Origin of the sequence: Amaricoccus sp. W119, from assembly GCF_047275745.1 — a bacterium.
Taxonomy (GTDB): Bacteria; Pseudomonadota; Alphaproteobacteria; order Rhodobacterales; family Rhodobacteraceae; genus Amaricoccus.
In genome coordinates this window covers 63,213-80,830 of sequence record NZ_JBKQWU010000018.1, presented here as the reverse complement: position 1 = coordinate 80,830, position 17,618 = coordinate 63,213, and the positions used below count along the sequence as shown (strand labels likewise).

Here is a 17,618-nt window from a genome sequence, read left to right as displayed (position 1 = left end):
CTGGGAGAAATCCATCGCTTCGGCCGAGGCGTGGATATTCATCGCCCACATCCGCGTCCTGACCAGACGCCTCGCAAGGTATTGGCACGGCTCGTAGAGTTTCGAGTCAGACTCTAAGGGGCCAGATACGCTCACCGCGCGGTTCCTCGCTCCATTAAAGGGGAAGCGATTGCTGCCCCGTACTGATCTTGGTGCCGATCCTCGTCGGCATGTGGAACTCCCGCTTCTGCTCTATCACGTCGCGAATGGTCAGGAGCTGCAATCGTTGGAATGTGTTGCCTCCGTACTCGTACATTCCCGCCTCCGCCGCCTCCGTTCGCATGGCCTTCGACGGCTCCTGCAACGAAATGAACCCGCCCATCTGGGCTCCCTCCCGCTCAATCACGCCGCGAAGATCGCGGATATCAGTGGGGCGCAACTTGCCTCCCTTCACTGAAAGGATCATCTCGCCGAGTTCGCTTTTAGTCTCAAAGTACATACGACCGTCGATTCCTCTATCGGCTACCTTCTTCTGCATAGGGAATCCGCCCAATCGCTCAACAGCCCAGTGTTGGAATTGGAATGGGTCTCTTCTGAAAAGCTCTTCGGCTTGCTCCACACTCACCGGAATTCCATCGACTTCAAAGTGAACGCCCTCGACAAGTCGATGGCGTTCCGTCAACTCTTCACGAATTAGTTTGATCGCCAAGATAGCAATGTCGCAACCAATCCACTGACGCTCGTTCCTAATAGAAGAGTATACAGTGGTTCCACACCCACAAAACGGATCGAACACTACATCGCCTTTGTTTGATGATGACAGGATGATCCTATCCAAAAGAGCGATTGGTTTCTGTGTGGGGTAGCCTAGCCGTTCCGACGCGATGTTGTGGATTGGCTTAATGTCTGTCCAGACATCCTGAAGCGGAACGCCGGGGGCATCCTCAAGCAGACGCTTACCTTGCGGAGCCCCGCCGACCTTCTGCGGCCAGTGTATCAGCCCGCATTCGTCAAGTTTATCCAATCTTTCGATAAGATCATAGCGCGCCAAGTCATCCCCCGTAAGCGACTTGTACTTTTCGTAGAAATACGAGGGCGGCTGCCAGTGACGACCCCTTTCGGAAGGGTCATAGTGACGCCACGACTTCCCGGAGTCACCTGCCCGAGTGCCTGGGCCGGTCAAATCAGTTCTACGCCAGCGCCTACCTTTTTCATCTTGATGCGTGAAAAACGCTTCAACGTACTGAGGATCGTATGCCCCATACACCGTATTCCAAGTGAATTTAGGTCCAGCAGAGTAGAACAATATCGTATCATGAACCGGCCCGTACCGCTTTGCTCCACTATGCGCGCTTGTCCGCTTCCAAATGACTTCATTCCGAAAGTTCTCGTGCCCAAAAATTCCATCCATCATTACCTTGATGTAATGGCTCGCGGCCGGATCACAATGAAGATATATTGAACCAGTTGTCCTCAAAAGGCTCTTCATGTGCAGGAGACGTTGCGTCATGTATATGAGATACGCCAGAAGTTCTGGCTGAGTGTTTCGTAGAGCCTGCATCCAAATTCTCCAAAACTCTACGTAATTATCATCTACACCGTACTCCCGCATTAGGACTGGCATTTTGCGGGCCACGTCAAGCTTGGCTGCGTCGAGTTCCCATGTGTCGAAGAAGGCTTCCGCCTGCTCCGGCACGGGCCTTCCAGTCATGTTCTTGTAAATGAGATTGTAGTTTGCATCCGATTTAAATGGCGGATCGAGATAAATCAGGTCAACAGAATGCTTCTTCATTCCCTGCATAATGGTCAGGTTGTCGCCATACCACAGCTTGTTCATGCCGCCGCTCCAACGAAAAGGCCAATGCTTTCGGCAAACGAGGACTTAGACCGACGACGATTGTACTTGTAGCACGCCTCAGCAACGTAGAGGGGCATGTACTTTCGGCTGTAGTGGTGGTGCGAGCCGTACCACGCCCGCTTAATAAGCGCCCAGAAGCCCTCAATGGAATTGGTGTGCGTCTCGCCGTCGGCATAAGCTTCGGCGTGGCAGATAACGGAGTGCAGCATTGTATCGCTGACGCGATTGTACCCGGCGTACTCGTCAGTGATCAGGAGGGTGCCGGCCCGATCCACGAAGCGGGCGAGAAACTTGGAGATGCCCTTGGCGGAGAGGTCGCCCGGCTCTGCGACCCGAGCGACCACCCGCCCGCCGCGCTCGACCGCGCCAATCACCGGAACCTTCTTTGTCCCCCGGCCGCGTTTGGAAGGCTTATCATCGTCGCGCTTGTTGCCCTTCCTAGGCTTGCCGCCGACGTACGTCTCATCGGCCTCGACTATGCCGTGAAGCAGCTTCTCTTGCGCCGGATCGGCCGCCATCGCCGTACGGATGCGCTGCATCATGCTCCACACTGTGGGTCGGCGCATGCCGAGGTCGCGAGCGATTTGGTAAGCACTGGCCGACTTCTTAGCATTCAGCATCAGGGCGAGGACCAGGAACCAGTTGCGGAGCGGAACGTGCGTGCCGTGGAAGAGCGTTCCGACGGTAACGGCAAAGGCGCGGTGGCAATCGCGACACTGCCACCGGGGCATGTCCCGGTCGCCGCTGGCGTGGCGACCAACGCTGAGGCTGCCGCAGTAAGGGCAGTGCGGCTCACCATGCCAGCGCACCTTCTCTAGGTACTCAATCGCCTGCTCTTGCGTCTGGAAGGTCTGAAAGAGGTCGATGATGTTCATGGCGATCTCCTAGCTTTAGCTAACCCTACGGGAAAGCTAGGATTCCGTCAAGTCCAAAAGCGTACCATTCCGAAATTTTAAGCCTAAACGATTGGAAATGCGGGAAACCGGCGGCGGCAGATCCGCCCCGGTGAATTGTCGAGTGTGCCCCGGGAGGCGTCGTTGCAAAAGATCCGGTCTTTCTGGCAGGGGCTCGATCCGCGAAGGCGGATCATCGGCGCGCTGAGCCTCGTCGCGATCGCCGCGGCGATCTTCGGCATCGCCCGCGCGGCGAATACCTCCGACATGGCCTTGCTCTATTCCGGCCTCGACGACGCGGCGGCGGGCGAGGTTGTGGCGGCGCTGGAGGCGGAGAACGTCCCCTATGAGGTGCGCGGCACGGCGATCCACGTCACGGCGGAGGCGCGCGACCGGCTCCGGCTCGATCTCGCGGCGCGCGGCCTGCCCGCGAATGGCGAGAAGGGCTACGAGATCCTCGACGGCCTCTCCGGCTTCGGCACCACGAGCCAGATGTTCGACGCCGCCTACTGGCGCGCGAAGGAGGGCGAGCTTGCCCGCACGATCACGGCGGCGGCGGACGTGCGCGCGGCCCGCGTGCATCTCGCCAATCCGGTCAACCAGCCCTTCGCGCGCGGAACCCGGGGCGGCGCCTCGGTCACCGTGACCATGGCGCGCGGCGGTCTCGATCCGGCGCGGGCGCGGGCGATCCGCTATCTCGTCGCCTCCGCCGTCGCCGGGCTCTCGCCCGACGAGGTGGCGGTGCTCGATTCGGACCGGGGCGTCGTGCTCGCGGGCGCCGAGGAAGTCGCGGAGCCGGGAGCCAACCCGAAGCCGGCGGACCGCGCGGAGACGCTCCGCCGCAACATCCAGCGCCTGCTCGAAGCGCGCGTCGGGGCGGGCGGGGCGATCGTCGAGGTGAATGTCGACGCCGACATGGAGCGCCGGACGATCACCGAACGGGTGATCGACCCCGAGAGCCGCGCTCCCGTGAGTTCGGAGACGGAACAGAGCGCGGAGAAATCCTCGGGCTCGACCCAGGGCGTGACCGTCGCGAGCAACCTGCCCGACGGCGACGCCAAGGCCGGAAACCAGAACACCCGCGATTCGAGCCAGAGTCGCGAGCGGCAGAATTTCGACATGTCCGAGACGCGGCGCGAGCGCGTGATCCAGCCGGGCCAGGTGCGGCGGATCTCCGTCGCGGTCATGATCGACGGCATCACCGAGCCGGGCCCGGACGGCACGCCGGTCTGGTCGGCGCGGTCCCCGGAGGAACTCGACAAGCTGCGCCTGCTGGTCCAGTCGGCGATCGGCTTCGATTCGGCGCGCGGTGACACGGTGACGCTCGAGACGCTGCGCTTCTCGCCGGAAACGGAGGCGGGCAGCCTCGCCGAGCGCGCGCCGGGTCTCCTCGCGGGCCAGGGTGCGCGGATCGCGCAGATCGGCGCGCTCGCCGCCATCGTGCTCGCGCTCATCCTCTTTGTCCTGCGCCCGATGCTGAGCCGGAGGCCCGAGCCCGCCTTCGCGGCCTTGAGCGCGCCGGACTCCCCGGCTCTCGGCGGCATGGGCGACGTGCTCGACCTGCCGGCGCGGAGCCAGAACAAGATCGAGCGGCTGCGCGACGTGATCGCGAGCCGCGGCGAAGACAGCGCCGCCGTGCTGCGGAGCTGGATCGAATCCCCGGAAAGCCAGACGGAGCCTCGGAAATCATGACCGCCTATCGCCTTCAGACCTTCGAACCCGGCGAGGACGCCGCCCGCGCCCGCGCCCTCGACATCGAGCGGCGCATCTCGGAAGCGCGCGAGGAAGCCCGCGCCGAGGGCTACCTGCGGGGCCAGGCGGCCGCGGCCGAGGCCTATCTCGCCGATCAGGCCCGGCTGACCGGCGAGCTGATCGAGGCGCTGTCGGACGCGCGGCTGACCAACGAGGCGGCCCGCCGCCATGTCGCGGCCTCGCTGGCGCCGGTGATCGAGCATCTCTGCGCGGCGATCACGCCCGCCCTGGCCGAGACCGGGCTTTTCGCCGAGATCACCCGCCTGGTCGCGCGCGCGATCGAGGCGGCGCCGGCCGCGCTGCCCAGGCTTCGCTGCGCGCCCGAGGTGGCGCCGGTCGTGGCGGGAATCCTGAACGCTCGCGGCCTCGACGCCGAGGTGCGCGCCGCGCCGGAACTCGGGCCCCGCGAGGCGCGGATCGCCTGGGATCAGGGTTACGACCATCTCGACCTCGACGCCTGTGTCGCGAAGATCCACGCGATCCTCGCGGCCCAGCTGCGTGCCGAAGGGCCGGGATCGGACGCGGAGGAGCAGCGGCGCCATGCCTGATGACATGCGTGACGATATGCGTGGTGACGGGGGCCCGGACGCCGCGCCCGATGAGCGGCCCGCGCCCCGTGCGCGGAGCGGCGCCTTTCTCGGCGTGCCGATCGAGGTGACGATCTCCGTCGGCAAGGCCCGCCCGCTCGTGAGCGAACTCGTCGAGCTTCGCCGCGATTCGGTGCTGACGCTCGACAGTTCGGTCAATGATCCGGTCGAACTCTATATCGGCGACCGGCTGATCGCGCGGGGCGAGTTGCAGGAGATCGGCGACACGGGCGGGAGGCTCGGCGTGCGGCTGACCGAGGTCGCCGACCTGTCGAAAGAGTTCTGAGCATCGTGCCCCGGCTGGAACGGCCAGATCGGCGCGGCCGCGCGCTTCCCGCCTTGGCGATCCCCGCTCTCGCGAGCCTGGTGCTCGCCGGCGCGCTCACGGCCTTCGCGGGCGCGGCGGCGGCGCAGCAGGTCGAGATCGATCTCGGCGACGGCCAGTCGCTGAGCCTGAGGACGGTGCAACTCATCCTGCTCCTGACGCTGCTTAGCCTCGCACCCGGGCTTGCCATCATGGTGACCTGCTTTCCCTTCATGGTGACGGTGCTCTCGATCCTGCGCTCGGCGCTCGGCACACAGCAGGCGCCGCCCAACATGATGATCGTGTCGCTCGCGATCTTTCTCACATGGTTCGTGATGGAGCCGGTCTTCACAGAGGCCTGGGACAACGGGGTTCAGCCGATGGTCGAGGGGACGCTCACGCCCGAGGCGGCCTTCGCGCCGACGATCGCGCCCTTCCGGAGCTTCATGGAGGGCCGGGTCGATCCCGATACGGTGGCCGCGCTCCGCGACGCGATGCCCGCGCGCAACCTCGAGGCGCGGGCGAGCGAGGCGCCGCTCTCGCTCCTGATCCCCGCCTTCCTGCTCGGCGAGGTCAAGCGCGGGTTCGAGGTCGGCTTCCTGATCTTCCTCCCCTTCCTGGTGATCGACCTCGTGATCGCCGCGATTCTCATGTCCATGGGTATGATGATGGTGCCACCGGCGATGGTCTCGCTCCCGTTCAAGCTCGCCTTCTTCGTGATCGCCGATGGCTGGACGCTGCTCGGCGGCGCCCTGGTGCGGAGCTACGGCCAATGAGCGCGGAACCCGGTTTGCCGGTCCGCGCACGGCGCCCGGGCGTCCCGATGCGCGTCGAGCGCGGCTACGCGCCGATCGAGAAGGCGGCGATGATCCTCGCCGCGATCGGGCCGGATCTCGCCGCGAGCTTCCTTCGCGACATCGGTCAGCCCGACATGGAGCGGTTCGCGCAGTCGCTCTCGGGGCTTGGCACCGTCCCGCAGGAGGCGCTCGACGCGGTGATCGTCGAGTTTCTGGAGGCGCTGACCGAGGGGCCCGAGGTCGCGGGCGGCGAGCGGGCGGCGCGGAGGCTGCTCGCCGGCGCGCTCGGCGAAGGCGAGGCCGACCGCATCCTCGGTGGCGGGACGGCGGAGGAACCGGACGACGCGCGCTCGACCTGGGAGCGGCTGAACGATTCGCCGATTCCCGCGATCGCGGGCTTTCTCGCCGCGGAACACCCGCAGACCGCCGCCGTGGTCCTGAGCGAGCTTCGCCCCGAGGTCGCGGCCGGCGTGCTCGAACGCCTCGATCGCGGCTTCGCCCAGAACGTGGTCCTGCGCCTCTCGCGCGTGCCGATGCTCGACGCGCGGGTCTCCGACAGCCTCAGGGCGGCGATCGAGCGCGATTTCCTCTCGGCGCTGCGTCTCAACCTCTCGAAGCGGCGGCCGGCGGAACTGATCGCGGGGCTCATGAACAACATCTCGACCGAGGCGCGCTCGGGCTTTCTCGGCTACCTCGAGGCCCAGGAGCCGGTGCTCGCGCAGGATGTGCAGCGCACGATGTTCACCTTCGAGGACATCTCCACGCGCATCAACGGCCGCGATCTCGCGGGCGCGCTCCGCGACATTCCGGAGGAGACGCTGCTCGCGGCGCTTCGCCACGGCCAGGCGGCGGACAGCGAGGCCGTGGGCTTCGTTCTTCGGAACCTGCCCCGGCGGCTCGCCGAACGCTATGTCGAGGATCTCGGCGCGATGGGCGAGATCAGCCGCAAGGAAGGCGAGGCCGCGCAGATCGAACTCACCAAGGCGCTGCTCGCGCTCGCACGTTCCGGTCAGCTCAAGTTCATCGAGAAGGAGGGCTGATCACCGCTTGTCGGCCATTGCCCGCGAAGGGTAGCGTCCCATCTTCATCGCCGGCGATGAGGATGGGATGGCGCGCGCATGCGGGATATGACCGAGTCAAACAGCCTGAAGCTTCTGCTGGTCCTCGTGACCGTCGCATTCTGCTGGCTGTTGCTGCCGTTCTACGGCGCGATCCTCTGGGCGGCGATCCTCGCCATCATCTTCAATCCGATGCGCCGCTGGCTGGCGGTGAAGCTCGGACCACGGCCCAATATCGTCGCGCTGCTGAGCGTGCTGATCTGCATCGTGATCGCCATCATCCCGATGACACTCATCGTGCTCTCGCTGATCGATCAGGGCCGCGACCTGTTCCAGCGGGCGCAGAGCCAGAACTTCGATCTCGCCCGCATCCTCGACCAGTTGCGCGCCTCGCTGCCGCCGGTGGCGCAGGAGTGGCTCGACCGGGTCGGCGGCGATGAGATGGACCAGCTGCGCCAGAGGCTCACGGACGGTCTGATGCAGGCGAGCCAGGCCGTCGCGGGCCGGGCCTTCAACATCGGGCAGGATACGGTCACCTTCTTCCTGCGCGCCGGCATCATGCTCTATCTGCTGTTCTTCTTCTTCCGCGACGGGCGCCAGATCGCACGCAATATCCGCGCCTGCATGCCGCTTTCCGAGGAATACAGCCGCCAGCTCATTGCCAAGACCGCGGCCGTGGTGCGTGCGACGGTCAAGGGCAACGTCATCATCGCCGCGATCCAGGGCACGATCGGGGGTCTCGCCTTCTGGTTCATCGGCATCCAGGGCGCGCTGTTCTGGGGCGTGGTGATGGCCTTCCTGTCGCTCCTGCCCGCGATTGGCGCGGCGCTCGTCTGGGGCCCGGTCGCGGCCTATCTCATCCTCGTCCAGGGCAACTATTTCTCCGGTTTCCTGCTGGTCGGCGTCGGCGTCGGCGTGATCGGGCTCGTCGACAACCTCCTGCGCCCGCCGCTGGTGGGCAAGGACACGCGGCTGCCGGATTACGTGGTCCTGACCTCCACCATCGGCGGCATGACGCTGCTCGGGATCAACGGTTTTGTCATCGGTCCGCTGGTCGCGGCGCTCTTCATCGCCGCCTGGGGCCTCTTCCGCGAGGAGCGCGAGAATTAGCGACGCGAGGTGGCGCTCCGGGGCGCGCGCATTGCATCGGGGCGCCGGGCGGCATAGGTCAGTGCCGTGAGTGGGACCGCGCGGCGGGGGACGCATGGCATTTTTCCAGAAGCTGAAGGACCGGCTGTTCAAGTCTTCCTCGAAGATCGAGGAGGGGCTGGATGCGATCCTCGACGAGGCTCCGGCTGAGTCGACCCCGGCCGAGCCGACCCCGGCGAAAGCCGCTTCCGCCGTACCCGCTCGTGCCGAACCCGCCCGCTCCGAGCCCGCGCCGGTTGAACCCGCGCCGCCACCGCGTGCGCCGACCGCGCCCGAGCCCCCCCGACCCGAGCCCGCCCGATCCGAACCAGCCCGATCCGAACCAGCCCGACCCGAACCGGCCCGACCCGAGCCCTCTGGCGCCGGGGGTCCCGAGGCACGGGGCGGCCTCGTGGGGCGGCTCTTCGGCCAGGAGAAGGGCCGAGTGCTCGACGATGCGATGCTCGAAAGTCTCGAGGAACTGCTGATCTCCGCCGACATGGGTGTCGAGACCGCGCTGAAGGTCACGTCGAACATGGCCGAGGGCCGCTTCGGCCGCAGGCTCGGCGCCCGCGAGATCAAGGAGTCGCTCGCAAGCGAGATCGCCGCGATCCTCGAGCCGGTGGCGCGGCCGATGCCGATCTACCGGAAGCGGCCGCAGGTCGTGCTCGTCGTCGGCGTCAACGGTTCGGGCAAGACCACGACCATCGGCAAGCTCGCGAGCCAGTTCAAGGCGGCGGGGAAATCGGTGGTGATCGCGGCGGGCGACACGTTCCGCGCGGCGGCGGTGGAACAGCTCCAGATCTGGGGCCAGCGCGCCGGGGTGCCGGTCATGACCGCCGCCCAGGGCTCGGACCCCGCGAGCCTCGCCTTCGACGCGATGGGGCGCGCGGAGCGGGACGGCGCCGACCTGCTGCTCATCGACACGGCCGGGCGGCTGCAGAACCGCGACGACCTGATGCAGGAGCTAGCCAAGATCGTGCGCGTGATCCGCAAGCGCGACCCGGAAGCACCGCACAACACGCTTCTGGTCCTCGACGCAACAACGGGCCAGAACGCCTTGAATCAGGTCGATATCTTCCGAAAGATCGCCGATGTTTCCGGGCTCGTCATGACCAAGCTCGACGGGACGGCCAAGGGCGGCGTGCTGGTCGCGCTCGCCGACCGCTTCGGACTGCCGATCCACGCGATCGGCGTCGGCGAGAGTATCGACGACCTCGCCCCCTTCGACCCGGACGAATTCGCCCGCGCCCTGACCGGGCTCTGAGAGGTTCGCGCCCTCCGCGCCCGCCGCTGGAGAGGCGGACTCGCCCGGTGGCTCGGCCGGCGGGGCCGGTTCGCGATCGCGTGAGGCGCGGGCAACCGGCGCGTTCTTGCGTGGCTATTCCCGGCGCCCCGCGCTATTCCCTCGCGCATGGCAAAGCGTCGGATCAACCCCCTCCTGAAACTCGTGCTCGAAGTCGGCCCGATCGGAGTCTTCTTCCTCGCCTATCGCTGGGCGCCGGTCGAAGCGGAGCAGACGCTGGAAGCGCGTCAGCTGCAGCAGATCCTGTTCGCGACCGCCGTCTTCATCCCGACGATCCTCGCCAGCCTCGGGCTCAGCTGGATGCTGACCCGGCATCTGCCGCGGATGGCCGTCATCACCGCCGTGGTGGTCACGCTCTTCGGCGGGCTGACGCTGATCCTGCGCGACGACACATTCGTGAAGATGAAGCCGACGATCCTCTATGGGCTCTTCGCGGGCATCCTCGGATTCGGCCTTCTGCGGGGGCAGAGCTACCTGCGCTACCTGATGGACGAGATCCTTCCGATGCGCCGCGAGGGATGGATGAAGTTCACGCGTCGTTTCGTGATCTTTTACATTCTGTTGGCGATATTGAATGAAATCGTCTGGCGCGTCTACGGAACCGACACCTGGGTCGATTTTCGTACCTTCGTCCTCCCGCTCGCGAATCTTCTGTTCGTGATGGCGCAAGTCCCTCTTTTCCAAAGATATTCCTTGCCAGGAAGTCCCGAGGAGCGCGAGGCTGCGGACCGGGCCCAGCCGGAATGATCCGGAATCCAGCCGTCGGATCAGCATTTTTGATTGCCGTCTCAGCAGGACGTGGCATCATCTTGTCGGCCAATCATGAATTCGTGACGGGCGGGAAACCGATCATCACGCTATTCTGGCCGTGAATCGGGGACGGGGGAATCATGATCAGGGAGTGGGCCGGCAAGAGCCTCATGGAGCTTGCCTCGTCGCCTCGGGGCGCGGATCGTATCGCCTGGGCCGATATCGCGAAGGCGTTCAGCATCATCCTTCTGGTTGTCTGGACCGTCTATGGCCTCGACATCTATTTCGACCACATGTTCATCCTGGCGCGGATGCCGATGTTCTTCTTCGTCTCGGGCCTGTTCGGCCTGGGCGTGATCACGCGCTCCAGCATGCCAAACTTCTTCAAGAACAAGGTCGGGAACCTCGTTTATCTCTATGTCCTCTGGGGAACCCTCTGGTTTCTCACGACCGAGCTCGTCGCCTATCTCTGGTGGGGCCGCGACATGGCGCCGGAGGAGATCGCGACCATGCTGTGGGAACCGCTGGCGATCATCTGGTTCTTCTACGGTCTCGCGCTCGCCTTCGGCGTCGCCTATCTCTGTCGCGAGGCGCCCGTCTGGATCGTCTTCGCCGTGTCGATGCTCGCCTATGTGATCGTCGTGGCCCAGGGAAGCTGGCTGAGCATTCCGGTGCTGGAGAAGGTCATCCGGCTCTTCCCCTATTTCTGGCTCGGGCTCGTGCTCCGGCCGCTGGTCTCGCGTCTCGTGAATGCCTACTGGCAGTTCTGGCCGATTCCGATGGCCTGCTTCCTCGCGCTGTCCTACTGGATCATGCAGTCGCCCTGGCAGCAGTTCGGCCCGCTCACCTTCGCGGTCACGATCTGCGGCATCGCGGCGCTGCTCGGCCTCGCCGCGCATGCGGCCCAGTACGAATGGTCCTGGGTCCTGAAGCTGATCGGCGGCTCGACCCTCTACATCTACGCGCTCGATCACATCGTGATCTTCTACATGGAGCGGGTGATGGGCAAGCTCGGCAACCCGGTCTATGAGCAGATCGTCATGGTCCCGGTGGTCGTCATCGTCGGGACGGTCGTGGGCCGCTTCTGCGCGCGGCGGGAATCGCTGCGCTGGCTCTTCTCCGCGCCCTGGGCGCCCTACAAGCCGCCGTCGCGGGTCGAGCGCCCGGGCCAGCCGCTCGGGGCTTCTGGGATCAGCCCGCGGCGGCGCGAGGTCTGAGGGCAGGCCGCGCAGGTTCCGTCCCCGAGACACAGTCGGTGCCTCGGGCCAGCCATCTGGATGAAATCAGGCGTTCGCCGGAAGATCAGGCATCCCACGGGGATGCCCGAGCGTCCGGCTATCGGTCGAGCAGCGGGCGGATCTCGGACTCGAAGGTCGCTTGTGTGAGCGGACCGGGGTAGCGGAGCAGGATCTTGCCTTCGCCGTCGATGACGAAGGTTTCCGGTACGCCGTAGATCCCCCAGTCAAGCCCGACCCGGCCGGTCGGATCGGCTCCGATCCGCGCATAGGGATCGCCCAGTTCGGCGAGAAAGGCGAGCGCGTTCTCGGGCGCGTCCTTGTAGTTCACGCCGATCACCGGCACCCCGCTCGCCGCGACCTCCTCCAGGATCGGATGCTCCGCCCGGCAGGGGGCGCACCAACTCGCCCAGTAGTTCACGAGCTTCACACCCGGCGCGGCGAGTTCCGCGTCGGTCGGTGGCGGGTCCTGCCGGAGCGCCACGGTCTGGGCGAGCGACGGCGCCTCTCTCCCGATCAGCGCGCTCGGAAGCTCCGAGGCGTTCTCGCGCTTCAGCCCGAGATAGGCGACTCCGGCGAAGGCGGCGAAGAGCACCGGCGGCAGCAGCATGAGCGGACGGAAGCTAGCCACGGCCCTGTCTCCTCGAACCCGCCCGTTCCTCCTGCCGCGCGAGGTCACGCGCGACCCGGCGCGACCGCCAGAGGCTGAGCACGACCAGCGCCAGGATGAGCCCCAGGGTAACGCCGTAGGCGGCGAGGACGGTGAACCCGTAGCGTCCGAGATCGGGCATCATCCGCGCGCCTCGAACTCGCGCAGGGCGCGAAGCCGCCTGAGCCGCACCTCGGTCCGGGTCCTGAGCAGCACCAGGCTTAAGAAGAGCAGGACGAAACCGGCGATCGAGAACAGCAGCGGCAGGTAGAAGGCATTGTCCACGTGGGACTCCCGATCCATCGACAGCGACGCGCCCTGATGCAGTCCCTGGCTCCAGAAATAGACCGCGTAGCGCGAGAGCAGCGCGAAGACCGATCCGACGAGGCAGAGCACCGAAGTGAGATCGGCGGCCTTGTCCGGGTCGTCGATCGCGGCCCAGAGCGCCATATAGCCGAGATAGAACAGGAAGAGGATGAAAAAGGACGTGAGCCGCGGGTCCCAGGCCCACCAGGTGCCCCACATCGGCTGACCCCAGATCGCTCCGGTCAGCAGCGTGATCACCGTCATCACCGCCCCCACGGGCGCCGCGGCGCGCGCCGCGAGCGCCGAGACGTGATGGCGCCGGATGAACCAGATGAGGCTCGCGACCAGCATCATCAGCCAGGCGTTGATCGCGATGAGCGCCGCGGGCACATGGATGAACAGGATCTTGACCGTCGATCCCTGCTGGTAGTCGTCGGGCGTGAGGAAGAACCCCCAGCCGAGCCCGATGCCGAGCGAGATCGCGGTCAGCGCCCAGCACCACGGCTGGACGGCGCCCGAAAGACGCATGAATTCGGACGGATTCGCGTAGCGCCAGAGTGACATGGCGGCTTTCTAGGCGCGGCGCCTCTCGCTGGCAATGTGGCTCTGGCAAGGCGGCTTCAGGTTCTGGCCGCGCACCGAAAGCGGGTACTCCTCACCGAAGGTGAATGCGCAGCGCCTGGGCCGCCGCGAAGGGGGCGAGGGCGAGGATGAAGAGGGTGACACCGCCGAGCAGCAGGAACGCGGGCCAGGGATCTTCGCCGCCCGCCGCCGCGACCACGGCCCGCGCGCCGAAGATCAGCGTCGGCACATAGAGCGGCAGCACGAGAAGCGAGAGCAGGAGCCCGCCGCGGCGAATGCCCACGGTCAGCGCCGCGCCGATCGCGCCGAGAAAGCTGAGCGCCGGCGTCCCGGCCGCGAGGCTCGCCACGAGCCAGGGATAGGCCGGACCCGGAAGGCTCAGCGTGAGCCCGAGGACGGGCGCGACCAGGACGAGGGGCAGGCCGGTCGTCAGCCAGTGCGCCAGTGCCTTCAGCGCCACGAGCCCTTCGAGCGGGACGGGCGAGAGCGCGAGAATGTCGAGCGTGCCGTCCTCGGCATCTGCCTGGAACAGCCGGTCGAGCGAGAGCAGGCAGGCGAGCAGCGCGCCGATCCAGAGCGTCCCCGGCGCGACCGGGGCGAGCCGGTCCGGGTCGGGGCCGATACCGAAGGGCACGAGCGGCACCAGGATCACGAAGAAGGCGATGCCGAGCCCCGCGCCCCCGCCCGAGCGCAGCGCGAGACGAAGCTCGCGCGCGAGCACGGCACACACGGCTCTCACGTCCAGGTCCCGGCCAGGAACGGATCGCGTGTGGTGGCCACCTCCCGGGCGATTGGGGCGAGTTCAACAGGCCCGGCCCCGTCTCCCGCCGCGCCGAGATCGAGCGGCAGATGCGTCGCGATCAACGCCATGCCGCCCCCGGCGCAGTGCGCCCGGATCACCGCGACGAGACGGGTGACCGTGGCGGTGTCGAGCGAGACGGTCGGCTCATCGAGCAGCCAGAGTCGCCGGGGGGCGAGCACCAGCCGCGCGAGACCCGCCCGCCGCTTCTGCCCGGCCGAGCAGCCGTGCACGGGGCGGTCGAGCAGTGGTTCGAGGTCGAAAGCCGCGACCGCCCCGTCGATCCCCTCGCCGCCGAAGAGCGCGGCCCAGAACCGGAGGTTCTCGCCGACGGTCAGTTGCGGCTTCAGCGAGTCGAGATGCCCGGAATATGCGATCGCCTCCCCGTAGCGCTCCGGCTCCGCGCCGAGCGCCACGCCGTCGAGGGTCGCCTCGCCGGAGGCGGGCGCGATGAGACCGGCGAGCACGCGCAGGAGCGTCGTCTTGCCCGCCCCGTTCGGCCCGCGCAGCAGCCGCGCACGACCATCGGGAATCGCGAAACGGACGCCGCGCAGCACCGCGCGACCGGACCGGACGCAGGAAAGATCAGCGACGTCGAGAGCCATCGGACCCGTCCTAGCGGATCGCTCCACGCCGGAAAAGGCCGGTTTCGAGCGGCCGCGGCGGGCGCCCCCGGCGCGGTGTCGAAAAATGGTATACCAATGCATACTTTCTGCGTCGCAACTCTTGCGAGCCTTGGGGAATTGAGCCATACCAAGGCAATTCCACCGTCCCAGCAGCACGCCCGGAGGCCCGATGACCGTTTACGTTGGAAGTGACACCGCCAAGACGCGCCGCAGTCTCAAAGTCGGGGACAAGAGCTACGCCTATTACTCGATTCCGGCGGCCGAGGCCGCGGGGCTCGGTGATTTCAGCAAGTTGCCGGCGTCGCTTAAGGTCGTTCTCGAAAACATGCTGCGCTTCGAGGATGGCAAGACCGTCTCCACCGAGGACATCAAGGCCTTCGCCGAATGGGCGAGCCTCGGCGGCAAGAACCCCCGCGAGATCGCCTATCGTCCCGCGCGCGTGCTGATGCAGGATTTCACCGGCGTTCCCGCCGTCGTCGACCTCGCGGCGATGCGCGACGGCATCAAGGCGCTCGGCGGCGACGCGCAGAAGATCAACCCGCTCAACCCGGTCGATCTCGTCATCGACCATTCGGTGATGATCGACGAATTCGGCACGCCGCGCGCCTTCCAGGCGAATGTCGAGCGTGAGTACGAGCGCAACATCGAGCGCTACCAGTTCCTGAAATGGGGCCAGAGCGCCTTCGACAACTTCCGCGTCGTGCCGCCGGGCACCGGCATCTGTCATCAGGTGAACCTCGAATACCTCGCCCAGACCGTCTGGACCGACAAGGACCCGGCCGGCGAAGAGGTCGCCTATCCGGACACGCTCGTCGGGACCGACAGCCATACGACGATGGTGAACGGCCTCGCGGTTCTCGGCTGGGGCGTGGGCGGTATCGAGGCCGAGGCCGCGATGCTCGGCCAGCCGATCTCGATGCTGATCCCCGAGGTCGTGGGCTTCAAGGTGACGGGCGCGCTCCAGGAAGGCGTGACCGCGACGGACCTCGTGCTCAAGGTCGTCGCGATGCTGCGCAAGCACGGCGTCGTCGGCAAGTTCGTCGAGTTCTACGGCGACGGGCTCGACAACATGCCGCTCGCCGACCGCGCGACCATCGCCAACATGGCGCCGGAATACGGCGCGACCTGCGGCTTCTTCCCGATCGACCAGGAGACCCTGCGCTATCTGGAGCAGACCGGCCGCGATCAGGACCGCATCGCGCTCGTCGAGGCCTATGCCAAGGAAAACGGCATGTGGCGCGGCAAGGACTACGCGCCGGTCTATTCCTCGACGCTGGAACTCGACCAGGGCGACGTCGTTCCAGCCGTTTCCGGGCCGAAGCGGCCGCAGGATCACACCCCGCTCGACGACTCGGCCAAGGCCTTCTTCGAACTCGTCAAGGGTCAGCGTTTCCCCGACGAGTCCCGCGAGCAGGAGAAGGACTGGAACGCCGAGGGTGGCGCGCGCGAGCCGGGATACGTCCCCGGCGGCTGTCACAAGGGCTTCGCCGAGGGTGATGTCGAGGGGCAGGACTACACGCTCCACGACGGATCGGTCGTGATCGCCTCGATCACCTCCTGCACCAACACCTCGAACCCCTATGTGCTGATCGGCGCGGGGCTCGTCGCGCGCAAGGCGCGTGAGCTCGGCCTCGACCGCAAGCCCTGGGTCAAGACCTCGCTCGCACCGGGCTCGCAGGTGGTGTCGGAATATCTGGAGGCCGCCGGTCTGCAGGAGGATCTCGATGCGATCGGCTTCAACCTCGTCGGCTACGGCTGCACCACGTGTATCGGCAACTCGGGTCCGCTCGAGACGGAAATCTCCAAGTCGATCAACGACAATGACCTGATCGCGGTCTCCGTGCTCTCGGGCAACCGCAACTTCGAGGGCCGCATCTCGCCGGATGTGCGGGCGAACTACCTCGCCTCGCCGCCGCTCGTCGTCGCCTATGCCCTCGCCGGTGACATGAACATCGACCTGACGCGCGACCCGCTCGGCCAGGACAAGGAGGGCAAGGACGTCTATCTGAAGGACATCTGGCCGAATTCGAAGGAGATCTCCGATCTCGTGAACACGGTCGTCACCCGGAAGATGTTCCAGGAGAAATACGCCGACGTCTTCAAGGGCGACGAGCGCTGGGGCGCGGTCGAGACCACCGACAGCGAGACCTACGACTGGCCGCCGACCTCGACCTACATCCAGAACCCGCCGTATTTCCAGGGCATGTCCACGGAGCCGGGCGAGATCAGCGATATCGAGAACGCGCGCGTGCTTGCCATGCTCGGCGACATGATCACGACCGACCACATCTCGCCCGCCGGCTCCTTCAAGCCGACGACCCCCGCCGGCAAGTACCTGACCGAGCGTCAGGTCGCGCCGCGCGAGTTCAACTCCTACGGCTCGCGCCGCGGCAACCACGAAGTCATGATGCGCGGCACCTTCGCCAATATCCGCATCAGGAACGAGATGCTGGACGGGGTCGAGGGCGGCTATACCAAGGGCCCCGACGGCGAGGAGACCTCGATCTTCGACGCCTCGATGGCCTATCAGGAGCAGGGCGTGCCGCTCGTCGTGATCGGCGGCGTCGAATACGGCGCCGGCTCCTCGCGCGACTGGGCGGCGAAGGGCACCGCGCTCCTCGGCGTCAAGGCGGTGATCGCCGAGAGCTTCGAGCGTATCCACCGCTCCAACCTCGTCGGCATGGGCGTGATCCCGTTCGAGTTCACCGGCGGCGACAACCGCAAGACGCTCGGCCTCAAGGGCGACGAGGTGATCTCGATCTCCGGCCTCGCGGGCGATCTGAAGCCGCTTTCGACCGTGCCTTGCGTCATCAAATACGCCGACGGTACCGAGAAGACGATCGACCTGAAGTGCCGCATCGATACTGCGGTCGAGATCGAATATGTCGAGAACGGCGGCGTCCTGCACTACGTGCTGCGCAACCTCGCCAAAGGGTAAGGCGCGATCGCGCCCACCCTCACGGAAGCAACGACGGCGGCCCACCGGCCGCCGTTCGCATTCGCGGAGAC

At 66.2% G+C, this 17,618-nt stretch carries 17 protein-coding genes and 1 pseudogene; 11 read left to right on the top strand and 7 right to left on the bottom strand.

Going from position 1 to position 17,618, the window contains the following annotated elements:
• Positions 1 to 97, top strand: a pseudogene (locus tag ACLJK8_RS11735) (IS5/IS1182 family transposase); the annotation flags it as partial.
• Positions 98 to 154: 57 nt separating this feature from the next.
• Here ACLJK8_RS11735 and ACLJK8_RS11730 read toward each other — a convergent pair.
• Complete coding sequence (locus ACLJK8_RS11730; protein ID WP_413150449.1) at positions 155 to 1,816, bottom strand: DNA methyltransferase; 1,662 nt, start codon at positions 1,814 to 1,816, stop codon at positions 155 to 157.
• A complete protein-coding gene (locus ACLJK8_RS11725; protein ID WP_413150448.1) occupies positions 1,813 to 2,712 on the bottom strand; it encodes an IS1595 family transposase in 900 nt (299 codons plus the stop codon). The genes ACLJK8_RS11730 and ACLJK8_RS11725 overlap by 4 nt, the downstream gene beginning before the upstream one ends.
• Positions 2,713 to 2,874: 162 nt before the next feature.
• Here ACLJK8_RS11725 and fliF point away from each other — a divergent pair, with 162 nt between their 5' ends.
• The 9 genes from fliF to ACLJK8_RS11680 all read left to right on the top strand — a co-directional run bounded on the left by fliF (position 2,875) and on the right by ACLJK8_RS11680 (position 11,629).
• Positions 2,875 to 4,422: a flagellar basal-body MS-ring/collar protein FliF gene (fliF, locus tag ACLJK8_RS11720; protein WP_413150447.1), complete on the top strand. Its 1,548-nt coding sequence runs from the start codon at positions 2,875 to 2,877 to the stop codon at positions 4,420 to 4,422.
• Positions 4,419 to 5,030, top strand: a complete 612-nt coding sequence (locus tag ACLJK8_RS11715) for a hypothetical protein (protein ID WP_413150446.1) — start codon at positions 4,419 to 4,421, stop codon at positions 5,028 to 5,030. Before fliF ends, ACLJK8_RS11715 begins: the two co-directional genes overlap by 4 nt.
• On the top strand, positions 5,023 to 5,355 hold the full coding sequence (locus ACLJK8_RS11710; protein WP_413150445.1) for a FliM/FliN family flagellar motor switch protein: 333 nt from the start codon (positions 5,023 to 5,025) through the stop codon (positions 5,353 to 5,355). Before ACLJK8_RS11715 ends, ACLJK8_RS11710 begins: the two co-directional genes overlap by 8 nt.
• A 53-nt stretch (positions 5,356 to 5,408) precedes the next feature.
• On the top strand, positions 5,409 to 6,149 hold the full coding sequence (gene fliP, locus ACLJK8_RS11705; RefSeq protein WP_413150444.1) for a flagellar type III secretion system pore protein FliP: 741 nt from the start codon (positions 5,409 to 5,411) through the stop codon (positions 6,147 to 6,149).
• On the top strand, positions 6,146 to 7,210 hold the full coding sequence (locus ACLJK8_RS11700; RefSeq protein ID WP_413150443.1) for a FliG C-terminal domain-containing protein: 1,065 nt from the start codon (positions 6,146 to 6,148) through the stop codon (positions 7,208 to 7,210). Before fliP ends, ACLJK8_RS11700 begins: the two co-directional genes overlap by 4 nt.
• A 78-nt stretch (positions 7,211 to 7,288) precedes the next feature.
• On the top strand, positions 7,289 to 8,338 hold the full coding sequence (locus ACLJK8_RS11695) for an AI-2E family transporter (RefSeq protein ID WP_413150442.1): 1,050 nt from the start codon (positions 7,289 to 7,291) through the stop codon (positions 8,336 to 8,338).
• A gap of 94 nt (positions 8,339 to 8,432) precedes the next feature.
• Entirely contained in the window at positions 8,433 to 9,623 is a 1,191-nt protein-coding gene (ftsY, locus tag ACLJK8_RS11690; protein ID WP_413150441.1) for a signal recognition particle-docking protein FtsY, read from the top strand.
• A gap of 147 nt (positions 9,624 to 9,770) precedes the next feature.
• Positions 9,771 to 10,409, top strand: a complete 639-nt coding sequence (locus tag ACLJK8_RS11685; protein ID WP_413150440.1) for a septation protein A — start codon at positions 9,771 to 9,773, stop codon at positions 10,407 to 10,409.
• A gap of 143 nt (positions 10,410 to 10,552) precedes the next feature.
• Entirely contained in the window at positions 10,553 to 11,629 is a 1,077-nt protein-coding gene (locus ACLJK8_RS11680; protein WP_413150439.1) for an acyltransferase family protein, read from the top strand.
• Positions 11,630 to 11,747: 118 nt separating this feature from the next.
• On the opposite strand, the gene ACLJK8_RS11675 is transcribed toward ACLJK8_RS11680, so the two are convergent.
• The 5 genes from ACLJK8_RS11675 to ccmA all read right to left on the bottom strand — a co-directional run bounded on the left by ACLJK8_RS11675 (position 11,748) and on the right by ccmA (position 14,588).
• Positions 11,748 to 12,257, bottom strand: a complete 510-nt coding sequence (locus ACLJK8_RS11675) for a DsbE family thiol:disulfide interchange protein (protein ID WP_413150453.1) — start codon at positions 12,255 to 12,257, stop codon at positions 11,748 to 11,750.
• 13 nt (positions 12,258 to 12,270) lie between these two features.
• Positions 12,271 to 12,441 carry a heme exporter protein CcmD gene (gene ccmD / locus ACLJK8_RS11670; protein ID WP_413150438.1) on the bottom strand — a complete coding sequence of 57 codons (171 nt, stop codon included), beginning with the start codon at positions 12,439 to 12,441 and terminating at the stop codon, positions 12,271 to 12,273.
• Positions 12,438 to 13,166, bottom strand: a complete 729-nt coding sequence (locus ACLJK8_RS11665) for a heme ABC transporter permease (protein ID WP_413150437.1) — start codon at positions 13,164 to 13,166, stop codon at positions 12,438 to 12,440. The genes ccmD and ACLJK8_RS11665 overlap by 4 nt, the downstream gene beginning before the upstream one ends.
• Positions 13,167 to 13,257: 91 nt before the next feature.
• Positions 13,258 to 13,914, bottom strand: coding sequence for a heme exporter protein CcmB (ccmB, locus tag ACLJK8_RS11660; RefSeq protein ID WP_413150452.1), 657 nt, complete (start codon positions 13,912 to 13,914; stop codon positions 13,258 to 13,260).
• 5 nt (positions 13,915 to 13,919) lie between these two features.
• The gene (ccmA, locus tag ACLJK8_RS11655; protein WP_413150436.1) at positions 13,920 to 14,588 is read right to left on the bottom strand and encodes a heme ABC exporter ATP-binding protein CcmA; all 669 of its coding nucleotides are present in this window, start codon (positions 14,586 to 14,588) and stop codon (positions 13,920 to 13,922) included.
• A gap of 190 nt (positions 14,589 to 14,778) precedes the next feature.
• Between ccmA and acnA the strand changes: the two genes are divergently transcribed.
• Positions 14,779 to 17,547, top strand: coding sequence for an aconitate hydratase AcnA (gene acnA / locus ACLJK8_RS11650; protein WP_413150435.1), 2,769 nt, complete (start codon positions 14,779 to 14,781; stop codon positions 17,545 to 17,547).
• The last annotated feature ends 71 nt before the right edge of the window (positions 17,548 to 17,618 follow it).